Genomic DNA, 12,688 nt, shown 5'->3' with positions numbered 1-12,688 from the left:
TATTTTTTAAAGCAGAAGGTAGTAGAAGATTAATTTAAAGTTCTCTTTCCTTCAATGATTTGATCATCTCATCTGCAACAGGATTACTATTTATTCCATATCCATTTACCAGGATCCCTTTTAGATCATGGTTAAGAGAGGAAATCGCATATACTACCGCTTCATCATCAGGATCTGTGGCACCTTCAAAACGGTAATGTTTATCTACAACAAATTCATCAGGGTTGATTTTTGAATCCAGATTAAAATCTATTGTATAGCCGTCTTTGCGAAGTTGATTTATTACTTCAGAAACAGTAGTCATTGGCTCCATACTTTTTATTTTAAATCTACTCATTATTAGTCGAATAAACAAAATGATACGCCTAAATCATAAAAGACTATCAATATGGTAGAATTTATATACTTTTGTTACCGGATTAAATCAGTATTCACTTATCAACTGCTTAAATAATTACAAATGCAACAATTAGAAACGGAATCAAAGCCTTATAACGGAGGAATCAAGAGCTTTGAAATTCTGGCCGTAGGAACAAGTAACGATGTGAGTCAGGCTATTGCTGCGTGGACAAAAAAAATAAGGATATAGTGGTTGATCTTCTGGAGACAGACGCAACCGAAACAGATGTTCCTTTTACTGAGTGCCTTAACCTTTTTCCTTATTTTGGGCACCAGTCATATTCAAACCATTGCCGGATTAATTATTGGAGGACTCTTAGCTGCGCCTTTGGCAGCAAAATTGGCCGGGCGTCTTAAAACTAAAACCATGCTGATCAGTGTAGGTACCCTGGTTATTATTTCAAGTATCCGTACCTTGTGGAAAACGCTTTCGGCAATCTAAATCCGTACTTTAGCACCAAAGGATGTTAAAGAATTCAGGATGACGAACTATTGGCTTACCCGGTATAAAAGTTTGAAGTATGCAATGGAAGGTATTAGCGGATTTTTTAAAAATGAAGTGCATGCTAAACTTCATCTGATCCTTGCTATAATTACCCTATTCATATCTATATGTTGCGGCTTAACTGCGGTTGAGTGGCTGTTTATCATGCTGGCCATCACGCTGGTTATCATTACAGAAATGATTAATACCTGTATTGAGCGTATCATGAACTACATAAATAAAGATTATAATACCGACATTAAAATCATTAAAGACCTTTCAGCAGGGGCTGTATTAGTCGCGGCAGCATTTGCATGTAGTGTAGCTTCTGTAATTCTGTTACCTAAAATCTGGGATTTTTTTGTAGGTTTTTAATCAGATCCGTACTCCCTCAGGAAACGACAATCTTTATTTTTTTAGAAAACGATTGATCAACTCGGCCATAACTTCTGACTGTGGATCACTTTCTCCCTGAAGTGTCTCCGGTGTAGGAAGTGGGGCTGACTCAGTAGTCATTTGTGGATCCTTAACAACGAGGTCGTCATCTGTTAAACCCACCAAAGATTTGATTTCATTCAGCAATTTTTCATCATCCATCTGAACGATCCTTTCAACAATCTTAAACTTTAATGCAATGTCCATAGTTCAATATGTTATGCAAATGTAATATTTTTACATGCTATCTTATTTATATCAACGTATTAATATCAGTAATATTGATGGCTAATTTTAATATTACCGGTGTTTTATTAATACTTAAAATGGTAACAATCTTATTTACTATAAGTTGTATTTTTTTATTTTCATTATTTTTTTATGAAAATATACGCCTGCCAAAGTAAATAAGCTGGCACAAATACCTCATAACTGACTATTAAAACCGTCGGAGTCTTTTAATAAATCAAAACAAGTACCAAATAAAAGCATAGTGTAAGATTAAATGATCAGTCCCTTCCTAATCATAATGTACGATTATTTAAGGCACTTAGTTCTCCCATATAAAAAGATGGGGAGCTAATTCCCTTTGGTGAAGTGAAAAATATATACAAGTGACAGATCTCTGTTGATTTCATCGGATCGATAGGAATGTCTATACTTCCATCACTTCGAAACGCCGCAGCTACTTTACTTAAAAAAATAGAATTGCCGGGCCAATATAATAACAGGGTAGCTTCATCATCAGCTGATGTACTTGGCGAGCGTGGTATCGGATTCCAGTAAACACGTAAGCATTTTTCAGTCATCCATAAGGCATAAGCATCAGCTGCTTTAGGTAAAGAACCATCGCTGATCATGATCCTTGAAAAGTTAATTTCACAGCCATCCGGATTTAATGCATGCAGGGCGTTATAACTCACGGCCACGTTGGCTGCAGTAGTGTATTGCGTTTTTTTTCGGTCGCGGCCCTTTTCAATAACCGGAAGGATATTATAGATGAACTTCACAATTAACTGGAATTTTTCTCTTTGTAATAACTGAGCTTCCGAAGCTTGTTTGTGACTTGTCTTTGGCAGTCCTTTAATGTAACTGATCTTTCTCCAGTTGCTGCCTATAACACTGCCCACTTTACCCGAAAAGGTACCGTTGGATCCTCCTTTTAATGTTCCCATTTTATTTATTTTATTTTGTGATTAATACGCCCATGATGGATCACTGTTTCTCAAAAGCATATTGCCCTTGTATCCTTCCAATGGTAATTGATTATCATCCCAGTTCTTAATAGATTCCAGTTTCTCTTTTTCATCCGCCGGAATAGAAAATGCGCCTATGATTTCAGCCGGACTAAATTCTTTCAGCCCAAGATCCTTTTTGCCAATGGCGGGATCCACGATGAAATAATGAAGGGACATGCATACCAGGAGAATAGAACCTGCCGGCACACACTCATCAAAATTCCATTTTACACCGGGAAAAACAGATCCGCTGAGTTCAATATCCCGGAAGCCCATATTTTGATAAAACTCTTTTCTGAAATGAAAAGCACAAAGGGTAACGCGGAGCGTACAGTTTACATGCAGGTTTAATTTAGGAAAACTCAGGTGTTTGGCTACTGAAAAGGAGGCTAAAGAAAAGCTTACCGTATCATTATCTTCAAGCCATACCGTTGGTTTGATCTTTAGAATCTTATCCATAGGGGCATATTGATTGAACTGTACCTGAAATAATGGGCTTAGATCTACATCGTGTAAGTCGCGCGTTCCTCTTTCAGCATTTTTACCCGACATAAAAGCTGATCTTACTGCCGTGTTTAACCTGTTGCAGAACCCGCCGTCAAGGCCTATATGAAAAATACTAAATGCTAATCGGATACATCTTGCCGTATTACTGCAAAGTCCAAATTCAAATGCAGTAATTTTAGAGTTTGCAACCTGATGTACCTGTACTGGTTTTTGCGAAACCGTTGCTTTATTATTAAGCATACGATATATGCTATCGCCTTTCTTTCCTTTCAAAAATCCATTTTTATCTTGTATGGCCATTATATTGGTTTAATAGGGTTTAGTATTATGAAAACACATAAAAGTGGCAAAAGGTTATTGAAATAAAGGACTTATATTGAAATAATTAGGGATAGATTAGGAGTAATGCAAGGGTGGCGTCACCGTGGCATCACTGTAGCCTCAAGGGTAAACTGACCCTAATCTGGGTACTGGCTTATCAAAAGTTATTTTTAAGCTAATTGCTATTATTGCAGGCAATAACTTATGCTACAAATTATTTCTGCATCCACTAAAACGTTTGTTGTTTGTTTCGGCGACTCTTTTAATTAGCCTGCATTATGGGAGGAGGGCTATGCCGGTATGATGCAAAAACAAAAAAGTTTCTGAATTACGGAGAGCATCAGGGTTTGCTAGGGAATATTATTAATGCCATAGTGGAGGATAAAAATGGAGATCTATGGATCACTACAAATAATGGAATAAGCAGGTTTATTATAAAACCAAGGTCTTTAAAAACTTTATATCACCTCTAAGGTAAAGTCGAATGATGGAGCCACTGGCATGAAACAACTAATGGGAAAATGGTTGGATTTCAGGCTCGAAGTGTGGTAGCCGGTTACTTTATCAAAGAATTGGACTATAAGTTGAATGCCACGAAATAACAAAGTATTTTAATTTTATATGGTTTGAATATAGGAGCTCGCCCGTTAAGGACGGGCTCTTTTTTGTGAGTAATACTGATTACATTTGTGCATCAGTGAGATCTTCATTAATTTAAAATCTATACTTTATTCATGGTTACATTAAAGGATGTTCACCAGCAATTTGCCTCTTATTTCCCATCCCGGTATCTTCAACCGTATGCTTATATGCTTTCTAAAAGGCTAAGTGAAGGGCATATTTGTTTGCTATTGAGTGCATTGAAAGAGGAAGATGCGCTATTATCAGATGATTGGCTAGCTTACCTGAATCAACCGGATCAGCTTTCAAAGGAGGTACTTGTGGCTATGAAACCATCAGAACGTCAGCCTTTTGTGCTTTTAAATAACAGGCTATACCTGCACCGTTATTTCCAATATGAAACGATTATACTGAACAAGATTGTTGCTTCTATACAAGCGGAACAAGAGTTATTGCCTCAGCGGATTGCAGATCTTGCCGCACATCGTGCTTATATACAAGATTTGTTTCGAAAGAAAGGTGCTGAAGATCAAAGGACGGATTGGCAATTAGCTGCTGCACTTAGTTTGGTACTTCAGAATTTTACCATTATTACAGGGGGACCTGGAACTGGTAAAACGACAACTGTAGCCAAAGTTCTGTCCATCTTATTTACGTTAAACGACTCGTTGAAGGTTGCCTTGGCGGCACCTACAGGTAAAGCAGCAGCCCGAATGGGTGAATCGCTCAAGAAAGCAAGTTCTTCTGATGATCAGGAAATGAATAAACGCTTTCAGGCGCTTGAACCTTCTACGCTTCACAGGTTGCTGGGTTATATTCCAGATTCTCCTTTCTTTAAGCATAATCATGACAACACCTTGAATTATGATGTGATCATTGTAGATGAATCCTCCATGATTGATGTGGCTTTGTTTGCTAAACTCATGGATGCGATAGGTAAAGGAACTCGGTTGATCCTCCTGGGTGATAAAAATCAGCTTGCTTCTGTTGAGGCTGGAAGTTTGTTTGGGGATCTTTGTCTGGCTCAGGAAAAGTTGAACGTGTTTAGTACCGGACAGGCAGAACTGATCAATTCATTTATCAGTGATAGTGCTGCTCAAATTTCTCTAATGCATCAGTCGGGCGACTCCGGTCATCCTTTGTTTCAGCATGTGATTGAGTTGATGTTTAGTCACCGCTTTAAGGATGATAGTGGGATAGGGCATTTCAGTAAGGCGATTCTGGGGAATGACAGGCCGGTGATTCATAAGTTTGTGACCAATAAAGCGGGCGAATTGGTGTATGTGGATACTACTTATTCCGATCCGCTCTTTCAGTCGTTTGTTCAGGGTTATGAGGAATATATAAACGAAAAAGATAAGGTTGAGGCGCTACGGAAATTTAATAACTTAAGGGTTTTGTGTGCTGTTAGAGAAGGTGTTCATGGTTTAGCTGCGATAAACAGTAAGATTGAGAAGTACCTGGAAGATAAGCGGCTGATTAAAGTAGACAGGGAATTTTATGATAATCGCCCCATCATCGTGACGAGTAACAATTATAATCTGGGACTTTTTAATGGTGATATTGGCCTGATCAGACCTGACGATTCGGGTGTGCTTTATGCCTGGTTTGAAAATAAGGATGGTGAAGTCAAAGCTTTTAGTCCTGGTTTTATAAAGAATTGTGAAACGGTGTTTGCTATGACGATTCATAAGAGCCAGGGATCGGAATTCAACCAGGTGTTGGTGATATTACCTGACGATTCAAACAATAGTATTTTAACACGTGAGCTGCTGTATACGGCAGTTACGCGTGCCCGGAACTATGTGCTGCTTCAGGGATCTGAAGAAGTTATTGACGAGGCTTGCAGCCGTATGGTGGAACGAGCTTCAGGGATTGTAGAACGTCTCAAACATACAGAAAACTAAAGATGGCATTACATTTACAGGTATCAAATTCATTAGCGCAATTGGCTAAGCGTCTTTGTGTTCAGTTAAAACATCAGGAACAAGGGGTATTTCAGCCTCATATCATTGTTACGCAAACCGACGGAATGAATAACTGGCTCAAGCTCCAGTTTGCGGAACACATGGGTATTGCTGCCAATTACCACTTCTTTAAGCCGAGCGACATCATCAACCAGATTTATTATTTATTGGGAGGAAAAGGATCGGGTGCTACCTTGTCCGCGGATAGTATATCCTGGTTGTTGTACGCTTTGTTAGAGGACCCGGTATTTATTAAAAGGTTTCCAGAGGTGTCGGATTACTATAATTATGATGGTCCGGATAAAGAGGTGAAGCGAATGGGACTGGCTGATAAAATTGCCGATCTCTTTGATCAGTACCAGATTTACCGTCCGGAGATGATTATCAAATGGAATGAGACAGATCCAAATGATCGTACTATTCAGGACTGGCAACAGTATCTATGGGTTAAAGCGCGTGTGATAGCAGAGGTGCAGCTTCCTGATAAAACACTGATTTGTGATTATATTATTGAAAATCTGAAGCGTGAATCGGCCATTGAGTTGCTTAGGGCACAAATGCCGGCCATCCATGTGTTTGGCCTTTCTATTACTACAGGATACCATCTCACCTTGTTTTACGAGATTGCCCGTTATCTTGATTTTTCATTTCATATTTTAAATCCTGCACCTTCTGTGTATTGGTTTGAAGATAAGAGTGAGAAGCAACTAATCTGGATGAAGAAGAAGGACTTCATTGATCATAGCGAAGAAAGTTTAGGAAATCCACTTTTAACAAGTTGGGGAAGGGTAATTCAAAATACGTTTCATTTGTTTTTTCAGAATGAAGAGATGCTGAATGTGTATGACGAGGTAGAAATTGAGGAACCTGATGAGAATAGTTTGCTGCATAAGATTCAGCATGATATCTTTTACAACTATAGTAAAGCGGATCGTAATTTATTAGTACCGGAAGATCTGACCGATGGTTCGGTGACCATAAATTCATGTTTCACCGCTGTGCGGGAAGTTGAAGTATTGTATAATTACCTGGTACATCTTATTGATGAAAGAAGGGAGTTGTTGTCGCCTCGTGATATTGTGGTGATGGTGAGCGACATTGATGCCTATGCGCCTTATATTAAGGCGGTGTTCAGTAATGCGCCTTATAAATTTCATTATACGATTGCGGATGAGAATTTCACCAGCACGGATACGATAAGCAATGCTTTACATGTTTTGCTATCCATCAATGAACAAAACTTTAAGGCTGAGGAGGTATTGCAGATTCTGGACTCTGGGTACATCCGCAAAAGGTTTGGTATTACAGATCTGCAGTTAATTCGTAATACGGTTAATAAAGCGAATATCCGCTTTGGGATGGAAGGCGAATTGGCCGATGAAACGATCTATGTGAGTTGGGAATATGGAATTCAGCGTATGATGTACGGGATGTGTATGCTGGGTGAGGAGGAGTATGGAAGCGGTACAGAAAGTTTTTATCCGCTGGATAGTATTGAAGGTGCTGCTTCTTATGAAATTATTCGCTTCTGTCACTTTGTTGAAGTTCTGATGGATTCGATCAGGGAACGAAAAAAGAATCGAACGATTGCAGATTGGGTCGTGTATATGGAGCATGTACTGGAGAACCTGGTATGGGATCCGGAGGAGGGCACTGTAGAGGACTATGAACTTCTGTTGGGTCAGTTAGAGAAGTATAATTTATTGACGCCATTGCTGATGGAAACCATCAGTTACGAAGTATTCAGTCATAAGTTTCTTCAGTCTATTTCCGGTGCAACTCGTGCCGGGTCTTTTGTACAGGGAGGGATTACTTTTTGTTCGCTGATCCCGATGAGGAGTATTCCGTTTAAGGTTGTCGCATTAATGGGATTGAATTTTGATCAGTTTCCGAGAAAGGAGACTCCGGTGAGCTTTAATTTGCTGGAAAAGGATAAACGAAGAGGGGATAGGAATGTAAAGGAGAATGATAAACATTTATTTCTGGAGACAATTTTATCTGCGGAGCACTACTTTTATATCAGCTATATCGGGCAAAGTGCAAAGGATAATACGGTAGTTCCACCTTCAGCTCTTGTGGATGAACTGATCGATTATATTGAGTCGGGTACTGATGGGCAGGCAGTGATAAAGGAAAAGCTGGTTATTCGTCATCCTTTGCATAGTTTTAGTCAGAAATACCAACGGGGTGATGGGGTATTGTATACGTATTTGAATGAGAAGATTCAGACTGATCGGGGGTTAATTGATTCTGCAAAAGAACATCAGGATCAGGCATTGGACCAAATTTCTCCGGAGGTACTAGTTAAGTTTTTTAAGAACCCAATTAAAGGTTATTACAACAGGGTATTGGGGATCTATTATAACAGTGATTCGGTGTTGCTGCCAGAAACAGAGTTATTTGAGCTGGATAAATTGCAACAGTGGAAATTAAAACAAGATCTGTTGCATATAGATCAGCATGAAAAGAGTGAGCTCAAGAGTCGACTGGTCAAAACAGGAAACCTTCCATTGAAAGGTATGGCCGATTTTACGGTAGATCAAATGGAGCAGAATATAATGCCTGCAAGAGATTTATTTAATGAAGTTGTTCAAGATGAACCTTTGAAAGGCGTTCCAATAGAGTTAACTATTGATAGTATGTTGATAAAGGGGATTCTTCAGCCTGTTTATGGCGACAAAATAGTAAGTGTTTGTTGGTCAAAACATGAAATGAAACATCTGCTGGATGTTTCAATCCGGTATATATTAGCGCAGGCTAGCGGATTAGATCTAAGGGTTTATTTTATTTCATCTAACAATCAAAAGGTATATGAAGGGATTTCGCTGAGTCAGGAAGAGGCCATAAGTAGATTGAAGGTACTTATTGGTTTATTTCGATTGGGACATCAACAGATCCTAGCATTCTATCCTGATCTGGAAATAGATCCCATTGGGTTAGAACTTATTGATTTAGGAGGATATCAATCTCTTGTAAATGATCGGTTTGCCAATTCATTTCTTCCATGCAATGATATCTACGGGTTAAAAGAATATCATAATGGATACTTTAAACAGGAAGGTATTTATGAAGCATTTATGAATAATGCTGAACTAGTATTACTGCCATTAATTGATTTATTTCCAACTTATTATGCAAAATAGTATGGTATCCAGTAAAACTTTTGAAGATTTTAAGCCTATTGAGGTTCCATTAGCGGGAAGTAACTTAATTCAAGCAAGTGCAGGAACAGGGAAAACGTACTCGATAGCAATCCTGATGCTTCGCCTTCTTCTTGAAAAAGAAATGTTAGTCAAGGAAGTCTTAATGGTCACATTTACTAAAGCAGCTGTAGCTGAACTGGAAGAAAGGATCAGGTTATTTATTCGCTCTGCTTATAAATATGTACAAGGAGGAGAGTTGAATGATGCAACTATCGCAGAGGTGGTTGACCATGCTATAGAAAAATCTGGTGAGGAAAAAGTAGAGCGTTTACTTAGAGAGGCTGTATTGTTTCTGGATGAAACTGCGGTGCTTACTATTCATAGTTTTTGTCAGCAGACACTAACCCAATTCGCTTTTGAAACCCGACAACTTTTTGGTGTGGAAATACTTCTAAATACAGGTAATGTTTTGGGGGACGAGGTGAATAAGTTTTGGCGTAAAGAGGTAACCACGTTACCTTCAGCACTACTTGAAATATTGATTTCTTCCGGTTTTAGCAGGGATAGTATCAAATCTATTCTAAATGACCATCTGGGAGGAAAGCACTATTTGTTTTACAAGCATGGGGAAGTGTATTCTTATTGTACAGAAGACCATAATAGTATACTCCAGACACTCTCAGAAATAAAGAGTAAAGAAGATGAAATGAGGAGCTGTTTAATTCAGCAAGTATTGGATTCTACAGATGATTTGCAAGCGCTGATTCAGAGTAATGGATATGCCAGGAAAAGTTTGTCTGCTCTTCTTGCTAAACCCAAGGTGTTTTTAGATATGCTGTTTGAAAAAAAATGTACCGGCTATGTACAAAAACTTTTTCCTCATCTACTGGAACCACTTATTAAGTGTGATGATTGTGTTAAAGATCGCGATAAGGAGATTGAAAAAGTCATTAGCCGATATCATTGTATGGCTATTCAGCAGATTGAGCAAGGTATTAAAGCCTTTAAATTGCGAAATAACCAGGTGTCTTTCGACGATATGATTGTTAATTTACACGAGGCACTTGTAATTCGAAAAGAGTCAAATCTTATTGAAGGTTTAAAGGAGAAGTATAAGGCTGTATTTATTGATGAGTTTCAGGATACTGATCGTTTGCAGTATGAGATTTTTCAATCCGCATTTAAAGATGATGCCATTCTGTTTTATATTGGGGATCCAAAACAATCCATTTATGCCTGGCGCAAAGCGGATATTGACACCTATTTTAGTGCATTTCACCAGGTTGATCACCTGTATGGAATGAACAAGAATTATCGTTCTTCTACTGTTTATATCGAGGCAATGAATCTTTTCTTTCAACCAGAGGAAGATTTTGATACCTTTCATTTTGAAGCTTCGGAGGATCGTATTGATTATATTAATGTGGAGTCGCCTTCACATAATACAAAAGGGACTTTATTGCGGGATAACCAATCTGATGTGCCAATAAGTATTGTTGAAGCACCAAATCAAACCATTATAGAAAATGCTGTTATTGCGCAAGTGATTGCTTTATTAGATGGAAAGACCTTTCTTATTGATAAAAATGATAAAAAAAGGCCGGTAAGTCCCTCTGATATTGGTATTCTTGTTCGTAATAATAGTCTTGGACGTACAATTAAAAACCTTTTATCGAAATGCAACATCCCGGCGGTTACGATAGGAGAATCCAAGGTTTTACACTCGGAACAAGCTGTTGAACTCTTATATATCCTTGAGGCCATAAATAATATCTCGATGTCTTCTATTAACAGGGCTTTATTGTCGCCACTAACCGGGTATACTATTGAAGATATCCTTCATCTGAAAGAAGAAGAAGTTATGGAAAGGTTTACTTCTTATAAAGCCCGATGGACCAAAGATGGGATTTATGCGGCTATGATTGACTTTATGGCTGATTTTAATGTTCAGCAAGTCCTCTTAGGCCGTCATACAGAAAATGGTGAGAGGATAATTACTAATCTTTTTCAGCTCATTGAATTGTTTCATAAGGAGCAATCCACTAAAATGTTAAGTGAACTGGAGTTGCTTAGCTGGTTGAGAAGAGGGATTGATAAAATGGAGACTGAGGGGAATGAATATGAACAGCGTGTGGAAAGTGATGAAGAGGCAGTAAAAATAGTTACTATTCATACCAGCAAGGGTCTTCAGTATAATATAGTTTTGGCACCGAAACTTGACTTAGTTTTTGATGAAAAAAAGGGAAACTCTAGTATAAAAAATAAGGAAACGGGTAATTATATATCTGGAAAATTTAACGAATTTGATGTTGAGCAGCAGGATTTGATTCGGCAGCAGGCAGAACAGGAGAACAGACGATTGTTATATGTTACGATTACCCGAGCCGTCTATAAATGTTATATCTATAAAAATACGTTTTTTAAACGATCGACTCTTGTGCCTTTTGTATCTGCGGTGAAGAATTTAGATGAATCACTTATTCTGTTTGAAGACCCCCTTGTTTTACAAGAAGGATATCAGTATAACACTAATCAGCCAGCAATTAAAGTACCTGATTCCTCACCTGTTCACTTTGAATTGACTCAACAGAATTGGATGAGGATGAGTTACAGCAGGCTTAATGTGCAACATGATCGTACGATGCGCTTTAGTTATCAGGTGCATAAAGATAAATATGATCTATTTGTATTTAATGAGTTGCCCAAGGGTGCCAATACAGGAAATATGTTGCATCATTTATTTGAAACGATCAATTTTATGGATCCGGAGAAATGGATGGGTAAAATTGAATCGTCTTTAAAGCGTTTTGCGCCAAGGCAGGAAAGTATGTTTGCAGATAGGCTGCTAAATATGGTGGAGCATGTGATGCAAACCGAAATTGTTATTGATGGTACTTCAATAACTTTATCGGGTGTTGCCTATAATAACAGAATTCATGAGCTTGAATTTGATTTCACTGTTCCCTTGTTTAATCCGTATTCACTTAAATATTTATCTACTGAGGAGATCAGGATCGATGTAAATGGCCCTGCTTCAATGGAAGGTGTCATGAATGGGAAAATTGACTTGTTCTTCGAATGGAAGGGAAAGTATTATGTGCTGGACTGGAAATCTAATTTTCTTGGTGATAAATTGGAGGATTATACGCAGGAGAATATGGCCCAGGCAATGAATGAAAATAACTACCATCTGCAGTATTTTTTATATACGCTGGCTGTTAAGAAATATTTGCAAAGCAGGTTGCCTGACTTTGAGTATGAAAGAGACTTTGGTGGGGTAATTTATATGTTTTTAAGGGGGATCCGGAAGGGTTCATCGAATGGCGTGTATGTTCAAAAACCTTCTGAAAAGACTATTATAAATTTAGAAAATGTATTGACTGCAGTTGTTCAGGAATTATAGTTGGTTTTATTGGTGTTGCTAGTCTTCTACGCGCAATCTTTGCATGTTTGTTTTTAATTAACAGTATCAAATCGTTGTATTTGCAAATGATGAATCAGGTAAAGTATTGTGATAACAGATCAAACCGTTGTATTGATGGAATGACAATGTGTTCTGATATCATTTTTTTT

The 12,688-nt window shown here is 38.1% G+C and carries 11 protein-coding genes; 7 read left to right on the top strand and 4 right to left on the bottom strand.

What is annotated here, in order from left to right:
* Positions 1–34: 34 nt before the first annotated feature.
* Positions 35–337, bottom strand: a complete 303-nt coding sequence (locus tag ADIARSV_RS05270; RefSeq protein ID WP_235048363.1) for a phosphoribosylpyrophosphate synthetase — start codon at positions 335–337, stop codon at positions 35–37.
* A gap of 123 nt (positions 338–460) precedes the next feature.
* Between ADIARSV_RS05270 and ADIARSV_RS22785 the strand changes: the two genes are divergently transcribed.
* From ADIARSV_RS22785 to ADIARSV_RS05260, 3 genes are read left to right on the top strand one after another with little or no spacing between them, the layout of a single operon-like run.
* Entirely contained in the window at positions 461–589 is a 129-nt protein-coding gene (locus ADIARSV_RS22785) for a hypothetical protein (RefSeq protein WP_016194379.1), read from the top strand.
* Positions 590–592: 3 nt separating this feature from the next.
* Positions 593–841 carry a hypothetical protein gene (locus ADIARSV_RS05265; protein WP_160166640.1) on the top strand — a complete coding sequence of 83 codons (249 nt, stop codon included), beginning with the start codon at positions 593–595 and terminating at the stop codon, positions 839–841.
* Positions 842–880: 39 nt separating this feature from the next.
* A complete protein-coding gene (locus tag ADIARSV_RS05260) occupies positions 881–1,258 on the top strand; it encodes a diacylglycerol kinase (RefSeq protein WP_016194377.1) in 378 nt (125 codons plus the stop codon).
* Positions 1,259–1,291: 33 nt separating this feature from the next.
* Here the strand turns inward: ADIARSV_RS05260 and ADIARSV_RS05255 are convergent, their stop codons facing one another.
* The 3 genes from ADIARSV_RS05255 to ADIARSV_RS05245 form a co-directional block, all read right to left on the bottom strand.
* Positions 1,292–1,525, bottom strand: a complete 234-nt coding sequence (locus tag ADIARSV_RS05255; RefSeq protein WP_016194376.1) for a hypothetical protein — start codon at positions 1,523–1,525, stop codon at positions 1,292–1,294.
* Positions 1,526–1,842: 317 nt separating this feature from the next.
* The gene (locus ADIARSV_RS05250; RefSeq protein ID WP_016194375.1) at positions 1,843–2,493 is read right to left on the bottom strand and encodes a DUF6266 family protein; all 651 of its coding nucleotides are present in this window, start codon (positions 2,491–2,493) and stop codon (positions 1,843–1,845) included.
* A 21-nt stretch (positions 2,494–2,514) separates the two neighbouring features.
* On the bottom strand, positions 2,515–3,363 hold the full coding sequence (locus tag ADIARSV_RS05245) for a hypothetical protein (RefSeq protein WP_016194374.1): 849 nt from the start codon (positions 3,361–3,363) through the stop codon (positions 2,515–2,517).
* A gap of 299 nt (positions 3,364–3,662) precedes the next feature.
* Between ADIARSV_RS05245 and ADIARSV_RS05240 the strand changes: the two genes are divergently transcribed.
* The 4 genes from ADIARSV_RS05240 (at position 3,663) to recB (ending at position 12,518) form a co-directional block, all read left to right on the top strand.
* Positions 3,663–3,857: a two-component regulator propeller domain-containing protein gene (locus ADIARSV_RS05240; protein ID WP_016194373.1), complete on the top strand. Its 195-nt coding sequence runs from the start codon at positions 3,663–3,665 to the stop codon at positions 3,855–3,857.
* Between the two features lie 261 nt (positions 3,858–4,118).
* The gene (recD, locus tag ADIARSV_RS05235) at positions 4,119–5,912 is read left to right on the top strand and encodes an exodeoxyribonuclease V subunit alpha (RefSeq protein ID WP_016194372.1); all 1,794 of its coding nucleotides are present in this window, start codon (positions 4,119–4,121) and stop codon (positions 5,910–5,912) included.
* Positions 5,913–5,914: 2 nt separating this feature from the next.
* Positions 5,915–9,115, top strand: coding sequence for an exodeoxyribonuclease V subunit gamma (gene recC / locus ADIARSV_RS05230; protein WP_016194371.1), 3,201 nt, complete (start codon positions 5,915–5,917; stop codon positions 9,113–9,115).
* 1 nt (position 9,116) lies between these two features.
* Positions 9,117–12,518, top strand: coding sequence for an exodeoxyribonuclease V subunit beta (recB, locus tag ADIARSV_RS05225; protein ID WP_016194370.1), 3,402 nt, complete (start codon positions 9,117–9,119; stop codon positions 12,516–12,518).
* The last annotated feature ends 170 nt before the right edge of the window (positions 12,519–12,688 follow it).

Source organism: Arcticibacter svalbardensis MN12-7 (genome assembly GCF_000403135.1).
Classification (GTDB): domain Bacteria; phylum Bacteroidota; class Bacteroidia; order Sphingobacteriales; family Sphingobacteriaceae; genus Arcticibacter; species Arcticibacter svalbardensis.
This window is presented reverse-complemented; position numbering and strand designations above follow the sequence as displayed.